Below are 15,714 nucleotides of genomic sequence, written 5' to 3'. Positions count from 1 at the left end.
GTGTGCTGTGCTGTGGGTGCTGGGTCTGGGAAGTCAGTGCGTGAGGAGCTTCGAGAGGAAGTCCTTGGCGCGGTCGCTCTTCGGGTTCGTGAAGAACTCCTCGGGCGTGGCCTCCTCGACGATCCGGCCGTCCGCCATGAAGACGACGCGGTCGGCCGCCTTGCGGGCGAAGCCCATCTCGTGGGTGACGACGATCATCGTCATGCCCTCCTGGGCGAGCTCGACCATGACGTCGAGGACCTCGTTGATCATCTCGGGGTCGAGCGCGCTCGTGGGCTCGTCGAAGAGCATGACCTTCGGCTGCATGGCCAGGGCCCGCGCGATCGCGACGCGCTGCTGCTGGCCGCCGGAGAGCTGCGCGGGGAGCTTGTTCGCCTGCTGCGCGACGCCGACCCGCTTGAGGAGCATCATCGCCTCGGCCTCGGCGTCGGGCTTCTTCAGGCCACGGACCTTGATCGGGCCGAGCGTCACGTTCTCGAGGATCGTGAGGTGCGCGAAGAGGTTGAAGGACTGGAAGACCATGCCGACGTCGGCCCGCAGGTGCGCGAGAGCCTTGCCCTCCGCGGGCAGCTCCTTGCCGTCGATGCGGATGGAGCCGCTGGTGATGGTCTCCAGGCGGTTGATCGTGCGGCAGAGCGTCGACTTGCCCGAGCCGGAGGGGCCGATCACGACGACGACCTCCCCCGCGTTGACGGTCAGGTCGATGTCGCTGAGCGCCTGGAACTCGCCGTAGTGCTTCTGGACGTTCTCGACGACGACGAGCGGGGTTTCAGAGGTCATCATTTCTCCAAACTAGCCACGCGATGCGCGCGGTTCCAGGCACCACGGTGAGGTTTACACGTTCGTAATCACCTGATCGCAGCGCCAATGCATCCTCGCAGGGGCGCCCCACGGCCCGCCCCCTCGGGCCGCGGGATCGCCCTGCTGCCACGCTCCCAGCGACAGCAGGCAGCAGGTGTCCGATCGTGTGCGATCGACCTCACCCTGGCAGAGCGCGCCGACGCCTGTCAGGGATCTTGAGGATTTCTTGAGGGGACGCCCGTCACCGGCGCAGGCCGCGGTAGTACTCCTCCGCACCGGGGTGCAGGGGCACCGGCCCGGTGAAGATCGCGGACCGCCGGTCCAGCAACGCTGCCGCCGGGACGTCGGCGGCCAGCGTGGTGCGCGCCGCGAACAGCCCGGCGACGAGGTCGTGCACGACGCCGGGCGGGGTGCTGCCGGCGGTGACGAGGTAGTTCGGCACCGCCAACGTCATCACGGAGGCATCGAGGCCGTAGGTGCCCGCGGGCACGTCGGCAGGCCGATACGCATGGGAGTACCGCTCGTTGACCGCATTGACCCAGTCCTGCTCGACCGGGAGCAGACGGACGTCGACGGTCTCGGCCAGATCGGTGATGCCGGGCGTCGGCAGTCCGCCCACCCAGAAGAAGCCGTCGATCTCCCCGCGCTCCATGGCGGCGATGGACCCGCCGAGGTCGAGCTGCGGATCGTCGATCGTATCCGCGGCCACGCCGGCGGCGTGCAGCACCCGGGTCGCGATCACGTTCACCCCCGAGTTCTCGGCCCCGAGGGATATCGTCCCCCCGGCGAGATCCGCGAGATCGTCCAGGGCCGAGTCGTCGCGCACGACGATCTGCAGGTACTCGTCGTACAGGCGGGCGACCGCCTGCACGTCCAGCGGCTCGGCGAAGGCTCCCGTTCCGGCCACGGCGTCGGCCGCGGCATCGCCCTGCGCGAAGCCGAGGAGCGCCTCCCCCGCACTCACCCGCAGCAGGTTGTCGACCGACCCGGCGGTCTCCTCCGTCGTGAGATCGACGTCCAGCTCGCGCGACAGCTCGGCCGACAGGCGACTGCCGTAGTCGTGGTAGACCCCGGTGGGGCTGCCCGCGGCGATCACGGCGACGGTGTCCGTCCATCCCTCGGAACGCGGACTGCACGCGCTCAACGCGACCGCCGTCACGAGCGCGAGCATCCCGGCCATGACACGCCGTCCCCGCCCGCTCATGCCGCCGCCTCCGCGGGGAGGACGAGGGCCACGAGGAGCCCGCCGCCATCGGCGCCGCGCACCCGCAGCTCGCCCCCGACCGTCGCGAGGAGGTCGGTCGCGATCGCGAGCCCGAGCCCGGTCCCCGGCATGTCGCCGCTGTCCGCGCTCCGCCAGAAGCGGTCCGCCGCCGACGAGGCGTCCTCCGGAGACAGACCAGGGCCGTGGTCGCGCACGGTGAGGTGGCATTCGCCGCCCACGCGCCGCGCGCCGACCTCGATGGACGAGCCCTCCGGCGAGTACTTCACCGCGTTGTCGATCGCGGCATCGAGCGCGCTCTCCACGATGGTGCGGTCGGTGATCGTCATGACCGACGGCTCCCCCGTGGGGCGCAGCCCGATGGCCCGCTGCGCCGCCACCTCCTGCCAGGCCTCCACCCGGCGGGCTGCGACAGCGGCCAGATCGACCGCGGACATCGTGGAGTCGGTGCGACCGCCGCGGGCGAGTCCGAGGAGGGTCTCCAGGATGCGGGTCATCCGCCGGCCCTCCTCCCTCGTCTCCTCGACGTCGTGGTCCCACTCGCGTCCCAGACCCGTCGCGAGGTGCTCGACGCGCAGCAGCAGCGCGTTGAGCGGATTCCGCAGCTCGTGCGAGGCGTTCAGCGCGAACTCCTGCTGCCGGGTCATGACGCGCTCGATCTCATCGGCCATGCCGTTGAACATCCGCGTCATGCGCCGCAGCTCGGGCGGCCCGGTGCCCTCGGCCACCCGGGCGTCCATCTCCCCGCGCTCGATCGCCGCCATCGTCTCGTCGAGGCGGCGCACCGGCGAGAGCACCCAGCGCGCCAGACCGGCGACCAGGAGGATGCCGAGCGCGCACAGCAGCACGACGATCACGCCGAGCACGAGCGTCTGGCGCAGGATGACGGTCTGCGGCGTCTCCGTTCCTCCGCTCACGAGCACGGCGCCGATCACGTCGCCGTCGTCGAACACCGGCTCCACGAGCGCCGCGTCGGACACGACCCATGCGGAGGAGGTCGGCTGTTCGGCGCGGCGTCCGGAGAGCGCCAGCCGTACCCGCTGCGCGTCCTCCTCCGACAGGACCGTGTCGCCGTGATCCCCCGCCGCCCACGGGCTGCCGGTGAGATCGAACACGGTCACCTCGATCCCGTACACCTCCTGGAAGCGGCGGACCTCGGCGTCCATCACCGCCGGGCTCCCGGAGCGGAGCGCCTGCCTGGCGCTCGTCGCGAAGTAGCCGAGGTCGCCGAGCTGCTCCGCGTAGAACGACTGCTGGACGCTGCGCGCCGCGCTCCACCCGGTCACGCCGCCCAGCGCGACGAGCACGACGATCAGCGGCACGAGGAAGACCACGGTCAGTCGGCGGCGCACGCGTCAGGACCCCGCGAGCCGATAGCCGACGCCGCGCACCGTCTCGATGAACGCGCGGTCCCCGCTCTTCTTCCGAATGGCCGCCACGTGCACCTCGAGCGAGTGGCCGAAGCCGCGCCAATCGGTGTTCCAGACCTCGCGGATGAGGCGCTCCTTCGGCACCGCCACACCCGGATAACGGGCGAGCACGCCCACGATGTCGAACTCCTTGCGGGTGAGCGCCAGCGGCACCCCGCCGACCTGCACCTCTCGCGCCACGAGGTCGATCTGCACCGCCCCGTCGTGCAGCAGCACCCGGGTATCCGGTTCCGTGCGCAGCGGCCGTGATCGCCGGGTGACCGCCTCGATCCGCGCGAGGAGTTCGTGCACGTCGTACGGCTTCACCACGAAGTCATCGGCCCCGGCCCGCAGCCCCTTGATGCGCTCGGCGACCTGGTTGCGCGCGGTGACGATCACGATCGGGACGTCGGACCGCCCCCGGATGCGACGGCAGAGGTCGATCCCGTCGACGTCCGGCAGCCCGAGGTCCAGCAGCACCACCTCGGTGTCGGCGTCGAGGTGCTCCAGCGCGGTCGCCCCGTCGGCGGCGTGCACGGTGGCATAGCCCGAGCGCGCGAGGAAGGCCTGCAAGGCCCCCGCCACCCGCTCGTCGTCCTCGACGATGAGAATCCGCATCCTGCGTCCCGTCCGTCGCCGGTCAGCCGGTGGCGGCGGCGCGTTGGGCGAACGCGCTCTCGTACAGGCACACGCTCGCCGCGGTGGCCAGGTTGAGCGACTCCGCGCGTCCGAAGATCGGCAGCCGCAGGACCCGGTCGGCCCGTGTCAGCGCATCGTCCTCGAGTCCGCGCGCCTCGTTGCCGAACAGCCAGGCGGTCGGCTCGCCGAGCACACCGTCGGCGCGGGCTGCGAGGAGGTCATCCCCCTTCACGTCGGCCGCGAGGATCTGCAGGCCCGCATCGTGCGCACGTCGCACGACCTCGTCGAGGTCCCCACCCACGGAGACCGGAAGGTGGAAGAGCGAGCCCGTCGTCGCCCGCACGACCTTGGGGTTGTAGGGATCGACCGTGCGGCCCGTGAGCACGACGGCGTCGGCGCCGGCGGCGTCGGCGGCCCGGATGATGGTGCCGAGGTTGCCGGGGTCGCGCACCTCCTCGCAGATGGCGACCAGACGCGGTGCGGCATCGAAGATGTCGCGCACGGAGGTCGGCGTCTGCCGGACGACGGCGACCAGCCCCTGCGGCGTCACCGTGTCGGCCATCGCGTTGAGCACGTCCTCGCTCACGTACTCGACCTCGACGTCCGCCTCCGCCGCCGCGGCACGGATGTCCGCGTGCCTCTCCCACCCGTGAGGGGTCGCGAACAGCTCGATGATCGCCTCCGGACGGTACGTCAGCGCCTCACGGACGGACTGCGGACCTTCCAACAGGAACAGCCCGGTCTCGGTACGCGCGCTGCGCTTGGTCAGCTTGGCGACGGCACGGACTCGGGGGGAACGGGGGTTCTCCAGCACGGACTCAGTCTACGGTCAGCCCGCCACCGCCCGGATACGCGGAACGGGCGCCTTCCCGGAGGAAGACGCCCGTTCGGAAGCGAGATGCTTACGCGACCGACTTCGGCGCGTTGACGTCGGAGGGCAGAGCCTTCTTCGCCGTCTCGACCAGCGTCGTGAACGTCGCGGCATCGTTCACCGCGAGGTCGGCGAGCATGCGCCGGTCGACCGTGACACCCGCGAGGTTGAGACCCTGGATGAAGCGGTTGTACGTCATGCCGTTCTGGCGGGCAGCGGCGTTGATGCGCTGGATCCAGAGACGACGGAAGTCGCCCTTGCGCTTGCGACGGTCCCGGTACGAGTAGACCAGGGAGTGGATGACCTGCTCCTTGGCCTTCCGGTAGAGGCGCGAACGCTGACCGCGGTAGCCGGAGGCGCGCTCGAGGATGACCCGACGCTTCTTGTGGGCGTTGACCGCCCGCTTGACTCTTGCCATTTTCCTGTGTTCCTATCGTGCGTTCGGCGCGTCAGCGACCGAGAAGCTTCTTCGCGACCTTGAAGTCCGCCTTCGCGAGCACCTGGTCCTGGTTCAGACGGCGGGTGCGACGGCTCGACTTGTGCTCGAGGTTGTGGCGCATCCCGGCCTGCTGCTTCTTCAGCTTGCCGCTGCCGGTGATCTTGAAGCGCTTCTTAGCACCCGAGTGGGTCTTCTGCTTCGGCATCTTCTCTTCCTTCGTATGGCGCCTTCTCAGGCGACGGTGTCAACCCGCGGTGCGGGAGTTCTGGGGGCGGATCTACTCCGCCGGGGCGTCCGCGGAAGCGTCCGCGTCGTTCTTCGCATCGCGCGCGGCCTGCTTGTTCGCGGCGCGCACGGCGTTCTGCTCCTGCTTCGCCTCGGACTTGCTCTTGTGCGGCGCGACGACCATGACCATGTTGCGGCCGTCGATGGTCGGGTTCGACTCGACGGTGCCGAACTCGGCGACGTCCTCGGCGAACTTGCGCAGCAGACGCACACCCTGCTCGGGACGCGACTGCTCGCGACCGCGGAAGAGGATCATGGCCTTGACCTTGTCACCGGCCTTGAGGAAGCCCTCGGCACGCTTGAGCTTCGTCGTGTAGTCGTGCGCCTCGATCTTCAGACGGAAGCGGACTTCCTTGAGGATCGTGTTCGCCTGGTTGCGACGCGCTTCCTTTTCCTTCTGCGCGGCCTCGTACTTGAACTTGCCGTAGTCCATGATCTTGACGACGGGCGGCTTCGAGTTCGGGGCGACCTCGACGAGGTCGAGATCGGCTTCCTGTGCGAGACGCAGCGCTGCCTCGATGCGGACAACGCCGATCTGCTCACCCGCGGGGCCGACGAGGCGGACCTCGGGGACGCGGATGCGCTCATTGGTACGGGGATCGCTGATGCGGAGCTCCTTAGACGATGTGATTCGGCCACCGTGATGCTGTCTGCATCTCGGGCGAAATCGGAGTCGTCCCCCACCCGCCGGCTCTCAGACGCCGGCTCCGCACCCTGTCTACCGGTCCCCTCGTGACGAGCGGAGCCGGCGGAGCGCAAGACCCGGTAGCCTGGAACGGCAAGCGCGGGTGGGAAGTGAATCCTCTTTCGTTCCGGAGCATGACGCTCCGGAGCCCGCCAAAGTCTAACAGAAAGCAAGGCGAAGTGACGAACCAGGCATCGGACGAGGCGGCCCGCGAGCGCGAGGAGCGATGGGCTCGGCAGGAAGAAGCGGCCTCCTCGGCCGTCCGCGACATCGCCGACGTCCCGGCCGTCGAGGTGATCACCACCGCCGCCGTGCACCTCATGAGTGCTGCCGCCGTCAAGCTCGGCCTGGCGGACGACCCGGAGGCCGCGGCTCAGCTCGACCTCGACGAGGCGCGCAAGCTCATCAACGCGCTGGCGGGACTCATCACCGCCGGCGCCCCCGAGATCAGCGACATGCACGCCCGCTCGTTGCGTGACGGCCTCCGTTCGCTGCAGCTCGCCTTCCGCGAGGCCTCGACCATCCCGGACCCGATCGGCAAGGGCCCCGGCGAGAAGTGGACCGGCCCCGTCACCTGATCCGGTCGGAGCTCCGCCTCAGACGCTGCGGCGGAGCTTGACCGTCAGCGAGTCGGCGAGGACGGCGATGCGGTCATCCGCCGCCCACCGCTGGGCGAGGCGCGCGAGCACCGCATCCAGGACCTCGCGCTCCAGGCCGTCGACGAGCTCCAGCACCACGATGAGCTCTGGCCCGCGCAGCCGCGCATCCGGGTCACCGGGCGCGACCGCGACGTCGATCACGGCGAGTTCGTGGGCGATGCTCTCCCGGAGCGCGGTGACCACCTCGGGCGAGAGGAAGCTCGGTTCCCACGCGTGCCCCTGCGCCACGGCCCAGACGGCGGGTCGCCGGATCACGAACTCCGTGTCCGAGGTCGGGTCGAGCACGATCAGGTCGGTATCCTCCGACGATGCGGCCAGCGCGGCGCGGACGGCCTCGACCGGGATGGGCCGCGCCGACGGGTCCCAGCGCTGCATCGTCTCGACCGATGAGAACACCGGCTGGACGCGGCGCCCGTCCGGTGCGGCGACGGTGACGATCGACAGCTCCTGCGTCTTGTCCACCGCGAGGCCGCTGGGGGCCACCCCCTCCTCACCCTTCTCGGCGATCAGCGGGATGAGCACCCGCGCGGAGCGGAACGCGTCGACGACCTCCGTCTGACTCCCCTCCCCCGCGCGGAAGCGGAGCAGGGCGGCGAGAAGAACAGGGTCCGCCGAGCCGTCGTCCGCGGCGTGCGGATTCGACTCGAAGCTGCGCCCCTCCCAAGGGACCCCGGCCGAGTCGGCCCGGTTGTGCGACTCCGGCCCGCAGGCGTGGGGGTCAGTCTCCGGCGACATCCAGGGCCTCCGCCAGCGTGAAGGCGCCCGCGTACAGGGCCTTGCCGACGATGGCGCCCTCGACGCCCAGAGGCACGAGGTCGCGCAGGGCGGCGATGTCGTCGAGGTTCGAGATGCCGCCCGACGCGACGACCGGCTTCGGGGTGCGCGAGGTGACCTCGCGCAGGAGCTCCAGGTTCGGACCGCGCAGCGTACCGTCCTTGGTCACGTCGGTGACGACGTAGCGGCTGCAGCCGGCGTCCTCGAGGCGCTCGAGCACCTCCCAGAGGTCGCCGCCCTCCTTCGTCCAGCCCCGCGCCGCGAGCGTCGTCCCGCGCACGTCGAGGCCGACCGCGATCGCCTCGCCGAAGCGGCTGATCACGTCGGCGGCCCACTCCGGGTTCTCCAGGGCGGCGGTGCCGAGGTTGATACGGGCGGCGCCGCTCTCCAGAGCCGCCTCCAGACTCGCGTCGTCCCGGATGCCGCCGGAGAGCTCGACGTTGACGTTCTTGAACTGCTTGATGACCTTGCGCAGGATCGGGGCGTTGCTGCCGCGTCCGAACGCCGCGTCGAGGTCGACGAGGTGGATCCAGGAGGCTCCCTGCGAGACCCACTCCCCCGCGGCGTCGAGCGGGTCGCCGTAGCTCGTCTCCGTGCCCGCCTCCCCCTGGGTCAGACGGACCGCCTTGCCGCCGGCGACGTCGACCGCGGGGAGGAGCGTGAGCGAGGGGGACTGCGCGAAGTCGTTCATGGGGTCCTTGGTTCGGGTGGGTCTGCGGCCCGAGAGGGCACGAGAGACGAGGGTAGTCCGCCGCGGGGCGCGGGACAAACCGCATGACGCCCGGCGCCGACGCGGCTCCGGATCAGAGGTTCTGCACCCAGTTCCGGAGCAGCTGGATGCCGGCGTCTCCGGACTTCTCGGGGTGGAACTGCGTCGCCGAGAGCGGGCCGTTCTCCACGGCCGCGAGGAAGGGACCGCCGTAGGTCGCCCAGGTGAGCACGGGCTGGGGGAACGGCGGGATCACATCGAGCTCCCAGGACTGCGCCGCATAGGAGTGCACGAAGTAGAAGCGCTCCTGCTCGATCCCGCGGAACAGGACGGTGTCCTGCCCCGGTTCCACGGTGTTCCAGCCCATGTGCGGCAGGACAGGGGCGTTGAGCTCCGTCACGGCGCCCGGCCACTCGCCGAGGCCCGCGGTGTCGTGCCCGCGCTCGACGCCGTGCTCGAAGAGCACCTGCATGCCGACGCAGATACCCAGCACCGGTCGACCGCCCGCGAGACGACGGCCGATGATCTCGTCGCCGCCGTGAGCCTGCAGTGCGTCCCGCACGGCCTGGAAGGCTCCGACGCCGGGCACGACGAACCCGTCGGCCTCGAGAGCCTCGGTGCGGTCGCGCGTGAGGACGGCGTCGGCTCCCGCGGCGACGAGCGCCTTGACCGCGGAGTGGACGTTGCCGGATTCGTAGTCGAAGACGGCGACCCGGGGCGCGGCGCTCACAAGGCTCCCTTGGTGGACGGGATGCCGTCGACGAGGGGATCCAGCGCCTTCGCCTGACGGAACGCCCGCGCGAACGCCTTGAACTCGGCCTCGGCGATGTGGTGCGGGTCGCGCCCGCCCAGGACCCGGACGTGCACGGTGAGGGCGGCGTTGAAGGTGATGGCTTCGAAGACGTGCCGGACGAGCGATCCGGTGAAGTGCCCGCCGATCAGGTGGTGCTCGAAGCCCGCGGGTTCACCCTCGTGCACGAGGTACGGGCGACCGGAGATGTCGACGACCGCCTGCGCGAGCGCCTCGTCCAGGGGGACGAGGGCGTCGCCGTAGCGGGAGATGCCGGACTTGTCCCCGAGCGCGGCGAGGATCGCCTGACCGAGCACGATCGAGACGTCTTCCACGGTGTGGTGCGCGTCGATGTGGGTGTCGCCGGACGCCCGCACGGTGAGATCCGTCAGCGAGTGCTTCGCGAACGCCGTGAGCATGTGGTCGAAGAACGGCACAGAGGTGTCGATGCGGCTCGCGCCGGTACCGTCCAGGTTGAGCTCGACCTCGACGGTGGACTCCGACGTGCTGCGCACGCGGCTCGCGGTGCGTGCGGTGGGCGCGGGGATGGTCATGATGCCGATCCTATCGAGGCCAGGGCGTCCAGGAACGCCGTGGTCTCCGCCTCCGTACCGGCACTCACCCGCAGGTGACCGGGGATGCCGACGTCACGGACGAGCACGCCGCGATCGTAGAGCTGCTGCCAGGTGGCCTGCGGGTCCGCGACGCCGCCGAACAGCACGAAGTTGGACCACGAGAGGTGGGGCGTGTAGCCGAGGGCCTCCAGCGTGGCCGTGATCCGGTCGCGCTGCTCCACGATCTCCTGCACCATCCCGAGCATGACGTCGGCATTGCGGAGCGCGGCGACGGCCGCCGCCTGCGTCAGGGCGCTCAGGTGGTAGGGCAGGCGCACCAGACGCAGCGCGTCGATGAACGCGGGGTCGGCGGCGAGGTAGCCGACGCGGGCACCGGCGAAGGCGAAGGCCTTGCTCATGGTGCGGGAGACCGCCAGCCGCGGCCGGCCCTCCAGCAGAGTCAGTGCAGACGGGGCATCGCGCGGCGCGAACTCCTGATAGGCCTCGTCGACGATCACCACGCCACGGGCGGCGTCGTAGACGGCCTCCACCACGTCGAGCCCCAGCGGAGTGCCCGTCGGATTGTTCGGCGAACAAAGGATCACGATGTCCGGGTCGGCCGCACGGACCTGCTCCGCCGCCTCCTCCGCGGTGACGGTGTAGTCCGGCTGCCGGGTGCCGGCGATCCACGACGCCCCTGTGCCCTTCGCGATGAGCGGGTACATCGAGTACGTCGGGCCGAAGCCGAATGCCGTGCGGCCTGGACCGCCGAAAGCCTGGAAGATGTGCTGCAGCACCTCGTTGGAGCCGTTTCCCGCCCAGATCTGCTCCGGCGTGAGGCCGTGACCCAGGTAGTCGGCGAAGGCCTCCCGCAGCGTCGTGAACTCACGATCCGGGTACCGGTTCACGTCCCGGATCGCCACGGCGATGTCATCGAGGATGTCGCTGGCGACCTCGTCGGGAACGGGATGCGTGTTCTCGTTCACGTTCAGAGCCACCGGCAGCGGGGCCTGGGGCGCGCCGTACGGGGTGAGTCCGCGCAGATCGTCGCGGAGCGGGAGATCGTTGAGGGAGAAGGTCACCCTTCCCATCTTAAGAGGAGCACGGAGAGCCGAGGTCATCGTGACGACCGGATCGGAAGACTCGGGCTCCGCGTCAGTCGGTGTAGCGGGCCGGGAGCGCGAGCTCCTGACCGACCTGCAGCTCGCCGCCGCGCAGGAGGTTCATGCGGCTGATCTCACCGATGACCTCGCGGGGGTCGGCCTCGGGGGCGATGCTGCTCGCGATCGACCAGAGGGTGTCGCCGGGCATGACCGTGACGGTCTCGACGGAGACGGCCGGTGCGTCCGCGCCGGAGGCGATCGCACTGCCCCCGCTGATGGCGGCGAAGGCGATGCCCGCCGCGAGCGGGACCGAGGCGAGCGCGAGCAGAGCGCGGCGGCCGCGTGCCGTGATCCGCAGCCGGGTGGCCGGACGGGCCGATGCCGGGAAGGCGGTCGCGGTGCTGAGGCTGATGCTGCTCATGTCTGCTCCTTACTGTCCCGGCGCCGGAGCCCGGGGAGGTTGGCGTAGCTTTCGCATCCGCGCCTCGGCCGGGAGCCGTGGATGCGAAGCTACGTTCCGAAGATATCTTCGAGTTCGAACATCTGTCAAGCTGTCTTCGAAACCTCGGCCCGCGAATCGCCCGACACGCTCGAACAGATCTTCCAGATCCGCGCTTTTCTCGGATACGGTTTCGATAAGGACACCCCACCACGGGCCACCGACATTCGAAGCGGCACGTCGGATCACGCAGTGAAGGAGCACCATGAGCGACACCTCAGCCCTCGAGTCCGAGGCGCCGCGCACCCGCCGTCGCAAGAGCCTCAGCCCGAAGCAGATGGCGATCCTCGAGGTCATCCAGGCCTCCATCGCACAGAACGGCTACCCGCCGAGCATGCGCGAGATCGGCGATGCCGTCGGACTCAAGTCGCTGTCCAGCGTCACGCACCAGCTCGGTCAGCTCGAGCTCAGCGGCTACCTGCGGCGCGACCCGGGCAAGACGCGCGCCATGGAGGTCCTCATCGACCTTCCCGGCACCGGTGCGGAGAACCCCGCGGATGTGGCGACCCCGGTCGGCGACGCCGCCCTGGTCCCGCTGGTCGGCCGCATCGCCGCCGGCGTGCCCATCACCGCCGATCAGCAGGTGGAGGAGATCTTCCCGCTCCCCCGGCAGCTCGTCGGCAAGGGCGAGCTCTTCATGCTCAAGGTCTCCGGCGAGTCGATGATCGACGCCGCGATCTGCGACGGGGACTGGGTCGTGGTCCGGTCGCAGAACACCGCGGAGAACGGCGAGATCGTCGCCGCCATGCTCGACGGCGAGGCCACCGTCAAGGTGCTTCGTCGTCGCGACGGCCACACCTGGCTGCTCCCCCGCAACTCCGCGTTCGAGCCGATCCTGGGCGACGAAGCCGTCGTGCTCGGCAAGGTCGTCGCGGTCATGCGCGCCGTCTGAGACACACGACGAAGGCCCTCCCGGTGCACCGGGGGGGCCTTCGTCGTCTCGCTGAGCAGGAGTGTCAGGCGGTGACCACCACGTCCTCGCGCACCCGGCGGGTGGCCTCGACGATGTTCCGCAGCGATGCCGTGGTCTCGGCGTAGCCGCGGGTCTTCAGGCCGCAGTCCGGGTTCACCCAGAGCTGACGGAGCGGGATCTCCTCGACCGCGCGCCGCAGCAGGGACTCGACCTCCTCGACCGTCGGCACACGCGGCGAGTGGATGTCGTAGACACCGGGGCCGATGCCGTGGTCGAAGCCGACCTCGGCGATGTCCGCGACGACCTCCATGCGGCTGCGGGCCGCCTCGATCGACGTCACGTCGGCGTCGAGCGCACGGATCGCGTCGATCACGACGCCGAACTCCGAGTAACAGAGGTGGGTGTGCACCTGCGTGGCCGCCGCGGCACCGCCCGTCGCCAGACGGAACGAGGCGACGGACCAGTCCAGGTACGCGGGCTGGTCGGTCTGCTTCAGCGGCAGCAGCTCGCGCAGCGCCGGCTCGTCGACCTGGATCACCTGGATGCCCGCGGCCTCCAGATCGGCGATCTCGTCGCGGAGGGCGAGCGCGACCTGGTTCGCGGTCTCCCCCAGAGGCTGGTCGTCGCGGACGAAGGACCACGCGAGGATGGTGACCGGCCCCGTGAGCATGCCCTTCATGTGCTTCGCGGTGAGCGACTGGGCGTATGCCGACCAGGCGACCGTGATGGGCGCCGGGCGGGAGACATCGCCCCAGAGGATCGACGGACGCGTGGCTCGCGAGCCGTACGACTGCACCCAGCCGTGCTGCGTGACCGCGAAGCCGTCGAGGTGCTCGGCGAAGTACTGCACCATGTCGTTCCGCTCGGGTTCGCCGTGCACGAGGACGTCGAGGCCGAGGTCCTCCTGCAGGGAGACGACCGCGGCGACCTCACGGCGCAGGAACTCCTCGTAGTCGTCCTCGGGGATCTCGCCGCGGAGGAACTGCGCGCGTGCGCGGCGGATGTCGCCGGTCTGCGGGAAGGAGCCGATCGTCGTCAGGGGCAGCACCGGCAGGCCGAGGACATTCTGCGCCTCTTCCCGCTCCGCATACGGAGCGCGGGCGAAGTCGGCGTCGGTCAGCGCACGGGAACGCACCGCACCGTCGCGCACGCCCGGAGCGCTCAGGCGATCCTGCAGCGCAGCGGTCGCGGCGTCCAGCTCGGCCGCGATCGCCGTCCGCCCTTCGGACAGGCCGCGGGCGAGGGTCACGACCTGCTGCACCTTCTGGTCCGCGAACGCGAGCCAGGACACCAGGCGCTCGTCGAGCGCGGTCTCGTCCTGCACGTCGTGCGGCACGTGCAGCAGCGAGGTCGAGGTGGCCGCGGACACCGGAGCACCGAGCGCGCGGAGCGCCTCCAGAGAGTCGAACGCCGCGGAGAGGTCGCCACGCCAGATGTTGTGACCGTCGATCACACCGCCGACGAGGGTCTTGCCCTCGAGGCCAGGCACCACCTCCGGGACGGCACCGCGCACGAGATCGACGGCGATCGCCTCGATGGGGGCCGCGGCCACGGTCCCGAACGTCTCGCCGAGGCTCGCATACGGGGCCGCGACGAGGATCGAGGGGCGTTCCTCGGCGCTGCCCAGCACCGCGAGCGCGCGCTCCGCCGCCGAGGCGAGCTGGGCGGTCGTGGCCGGCAGCGACTCGCTGACGAGCGCGGGCTCGTCGAGCTGCACCCATTCAGCACCCGCGGCGCGCAGGCGGGCGAGCAGATCGACGTAGACCGGCAGCACGTCCTCCAGACGCGAGAGCGGCTCGAAGCCCTCCGGCGCGTCGTCCGACGCCTTCGCGAGCGCCAGCAGCGTGACCGGTCCGACGACCACGGGACGCGTGACGAATCCGGCGGCCGCGGCCTCGGCGACCTCGCGCACCAGCCGGTCGCTGGCGAGGGAGAACACCGTCTCCGGGCCGATCTCCGGCACGAGGTAGTGGTAGTTCGAGTCGAACCACTTCGTCATCTCCAGCGGCGCGCGCTCCCCCTCGCCGCGGGCGACGGTGAACAGTGCGGAGAGTCCGATCGTCCCGTCCGCGTCCCGCAGGTCGTCGAAGCGCGCGGGGATGGCGCCGACCGTCGCGGCGGCGTCGAGGACCTGGTCGTAGAACGAGAAGGACTCCGGGATCGACGAGTCCGTCCGACCGAGACCGAGCGCGGCCAGGCGTTCACGGGTCGCCGCGCGCAGGTCCGCTGCCGTCCGCTCCAGCTCCTGCTCGTCGATGCGGCCCGCCCAGAATGCCTCGACGGCCTTCTTGAGCTCGCGGCGGCGGCCGATGCGGGGATAGCCGAGGATGGTGCCCTCGGGGAATGCGGTCATGGTGTTTCCTTTCGGCGGGGACTAGTGCCGGAGCGCCGGGACGATGCCGGCTTCGGCGAGGACGGTCAGGACGGTCTCGTGCTGGTTGAAGGCGTACAGGTGGACGCCGGGGGCGCCGCCGGCGACGACGTCGGCGGCGAGGCGCGCGGCCCACGAGATCCCGATCTCCCGGCGCCCCTCGGCGGTGGGCTCGACGTCGAGGGCGACCGAGAGCTCGCTCGGCAGGTCCTCCCCCGTGAGTTCCAGCACCCGGGCCAGCCGGGCAGGTGAGGTGATCGGCATGATGCCGGGGAGGATCGGTATGGTGACGCCGCCCGCTCGGGCACGCTCCACGAAGGCGAGGTAGTCGTCCGGGTGGAAGAAGAGCTGGGTGATGGCGAAGGTCGCCCCTGCCGCCTGCTTGGCGAGCAGAGCCTCCACGTCCTGGGTGCGGTGCGTGGCCCGCGGGTGCCCCTTCGGGAAGGCCGCGACCGCGATGTCGACCTTCTGACGGGGCGCCACCAGCGCGGCTCCGGGAAGGCCGGGGACCGGGGACTCCTGGTACGGAGCACGTTCGGCCTGGACGCGATCGATGAGCTGCACGAGCTGAGCCGCGCTCTCCAGGTCGCCGAGGAAGGGCTCGGTCCGGCCCGCGGGCGGATCGCCGCGGAGGGCGAGGAAGCGGAGGATCCCGGCGTCGAGGAACTCCCGGATGAGCGCCGTCGCCCCGGCATAGGTGTTGCCGACGCACGTGAGATGGGCGAGGGGCTCGACGTCGGTGTGCTCGCGGATGAACCGCAGCACGTCGAGCGAGCGTCCCCCGGTCGAGCCGCCGGCGCCATAGGTCACCGAGAGGAACGCGGGCCCGGCCGCGGCGAGGTGACGGACGGTCTCGTGCAGGGCCTCCTGGCTCGACTCCGAGCGGGGCGGATACAGCTCGAAGGAGAACGGCACGCGGGAGGCGCGGGAGGCGTCGAACGGGGAAGACATCTTCTCTCCAGGGGACAGGGGCCGGGGTCCGCGCACGACG

General features: G+C 70.6%; 18 protein-coding genes. 2 read left to right on the top strand and 16 right to left on the bottom strand.

Annotation, left to right across the window (positions count from 1 at the left end; translation table 11 throughout):
• Positions 1 to 33: 33 nt before the first annotated feature.
• The 8 genes from AB0P08_RS13125 to infC form a co-directional block, all read right to left on the bottom strand.
• Positions 34 to 780, bottom strand: a complete 747-nt coding sequence (locus AB0P08_RS13125) for an amino acid ABC transporter ATP-binding protein (protein ID WP_363590154.1) — start codon at positions 778 to 780, stop codon at positions 34 to 36.
• 262 nt (positions 781 to 1,042) lie between these two features.
• The gene (locus AB0P08_RS13120; protein WP_363590129.1) at positions 1,043 to 2,005 is read right to left on the bottom strand and encodes a TAXI family TRAP transporter solute-binding subunit; all 963 of its coding nucleotides are present in this window, start codon (positions 2,003 to 2,005) and stop codon (positions 1,043 to 1,045) included.
• Positions 2,002 to 3,375, bottom strand: a complete 1,374-nt coding sequence (locus AB0P08_RS13115) for a sensor histidine kinase (protein WP_363590128.1) — start codon at positions 3,373 to 3,375, stop codon at positions 2,002 to 2,004. The genes AB0P08_RS13120 and AB0P08_RS13115 overlap by 4 nt, the downstream gene beginning before the upstream one ends.
• A gap of 3 nt (positions 3,376 to 3,378) precedes the next feature.
• A complete protein-coding gene (locus AB0P08_RS13110) occupies positions 3,379 to 4,050 on the bottom strand; it encodes a response regulator transcription factor (RefSeq protein ID WP_268776862.1) in 672 nt (223 codons plus the stop codon).
• 22 nt (positions 4,051 to 4,072) lie between these two features.
• On the bottom strand, positions 4,073 to 4,885 hold the full coding sequence (locus AB0P08_RS13105) for a TrmH family RNA methyltransferase (protein WP_363590127.1): 813 nt from the start codon (positions 4,883 to 4,885) through the stop codon (positions 4,073 to 4,075).
• Between the two features lie 88 nt (positions 4,886 to 4,973).
• A complete protein-coding gene (gene rplT / locus AB0P08_RS13100) occupies positions 4,974 to 5,360 on the bottom strand; it encodes a 50S ribosomal protein L20 (RefSeq protein WP_187661881.1) in 387 nt (128 codons plus the stop codon).
• Between the two features lie 31 nt (positions 5,361 to 5,391).
• On the bottom strand, positions 5,392 to 5,586 hold the full coding sequence (gene rpmI / locus AB0P08_RS13095) for a 50S ribosomal protein L35 (RefSeq protein ID WP_025105280.1): 195 nt from the start codon (positions 5,584 to 5,586) through the stop codon (positions 5,392 to 5,394).
• A gap of 72 nt (positions 5,587 to 5,658) precedes the next feature.
• Complete coding sequence (infC, locus tag AB0P08_RS13090; RefSeq protein ID WP_370428515.1) at positions 5,659 to 6,297, bottom strand: translation initiation factor IF-3; 639 nt, start codon at positions 6,295 to 6,297, stop codon at positions 5,659 to 5,661.
• A gap of 233 nt (positions 6,298 to 6,530) precedes the next feature.
• Here infC and AB0P08_RS13085 point away from each other — a divergent pair, with 233 nt between their 5' ends.
• Positions 6,531 to 6,929 carry a DUF1844 domain-containing protein gene (locus AB0P08_RS13085; RefSeq protein WP_060922526.1) on the top strand — a complete coding sequence of 133 codons (399 nt, stop codon included), beginning with the start codon at positions 6,531 to 6,533 and terminating at the stop codon, positions 6,927 to 6,929.
• Between the two features lie 18 nt (positions 6,930 to 6,947).
• Here the strand turns inward: AB0P08_RS13085 and AB0P08_RS13080 are convergent, their stop codons facing one another.
• From AB0P08_RS13080 to AB0P08_RS13055, 6 genes are all read right to left on the bottom strand, one after another.
• Positions 6,948 to 7,745 (bottom strand): SseB family protein, encoded by a 798-nt coding sequence (locus tag AB0P08_RS13080; protein ID WP_363590126.1) that lies wholly within the window; start codon positions 7,743 to 7,745, stop codon positions 6,948 to 6,950.
• Positions 7,729 to 8,475, bottom strand: a complete 747-nt coding sequence (gene priA, locus AB0P08_RS13075) for a bifunctional 1-(5-phosphoribosyl)-5-((5-phosphoribosylamino)methylideneamino)imidazole-4-carboxamide isomerase/phosphoribosylanthranilate isomerase PriA (protein ID WP_025105284.1) — start codon at positions 8,473 to 8,475, stop codon at positions 7,729 to 7,731. Before priA ends, AB0P08_RS13080 begins: the two co-directional genes overlap by 17 nt.
• A gap of 112 nt (positions 8,476 to 8,587) precedes the next feature.
• Positions 8,588 to 9,223 (bottom strand): imidazole glycerol phosphate synthase subunit HisH, encoded by a 636-nt coding sequence (gene hisH, locus AB0P08_RS13070; protein WP_363590125.1) that lies wholly within the window; start codon positions 9,221 to 9,223, stop codon positions 8,588 to 8,590.
• Positions 9,220 to 9,837: an imidazoleglycerol-phosphate dehydratase HisB gene (hisB, locus tag AB0P08_RS13065; RefSeq protein WP_060922523.1), complete on the bottom strand. Its 618-nt coding sequence runs from the start codon at positions 9,835 to 9,837 to the stop codon at positions 9,220 to 9,222. The genes hisH and hisB overlap by 4 nt, the downstream gene beginning before the upstream one ends.
• Entirely contained in the window at positions 9,834 to 10,928 is a 1,095-nt protein-coding gene (locus AB0P08_RS13060; RefSeq protein ID WP_187661885.1) for a histidinol-phosphate transaminase, read from the bottom strand. Before AB0P08_RS13060 ends, hisB begins: the two co-directional genes overlap by 4 nt.
• Before the next feature lie 64 nt (positions 10,929 to 10,992).
• On the bottom strand, positions 10,993 to 11,361 hold the full coding sequence (locus AB0P08_RS13055) for a LysM peptidoglycan-binding domain-containing protein (RefSeq protein WP_187661886.1): 369 nt from the start codon (positions 11,359 to 11,361) through the stop codon (positions 10,993 to 10,995).
• A gap of 283 nt (positions 11,362 to 11,644) precedes the next feature.
• Here AB0P08_RS13055 and lexA point away from each other — a divergent pair, with 283 nt between their 5' ends.
• Positions 11,645 to 12,331, top strand: a complete 687-nt coding sequence (lexA, locus tag AB0P08_RS13050) for a transcriptional repressor LexA (protein ID WP_363590124.1) — start codon at positions 11,645 to 11,647, stop codon at positions 12,329 to 12,331.
• Between the two features lie 64 nt (positions 12,332 to 12,395).
• Here the strand turns inward: lexA and metE are convergent, their stop codons facing one another.
• On the bottom strand, positions 12,396 to 14,705 hold the full coding sequence (gene metE / locus AB0P08_RS13045; protein ID WP_363590123.1) for a 5-methyltetrahydropteroyltriglutamate--homocysteine S-methyltransferase: 2,310 nt from the start codon (positions 14,703 to 14,705) through the stop codon (positions 12,396 to 12,398).
• Between the two features lie 21 nt (positions 14,706 to 14,726).
• A complete protein-coding gene (locus AB0P08_RS13040; RefSeq protein WP_259954189.1) occupies positions 14,727 to 15,674 on the bottom strand; it encodes a methylenetetrahydrofolate reductase in 948 nt (315 codons plus the stop codon).
• Positions 15,675 to 15,714: the final 40 nt, after the last annotated feature.

The sequence above is a fragment of the Microbacterium meiriae genome (assembly GCF_040686935.1).
In the GTDB taxonomy this organism is placed as follows: domain Bacteria; phylum Actinomycetota; class Actinomycetes; order Actinomycetales; family Microbacteriaceae; genus Microbacterium; species Microbacterium meiriae.
Note: the sequence above shows the minus strand (reverse complement) of the source record. Positions and strands in the feature narration are given on the sequence as shown.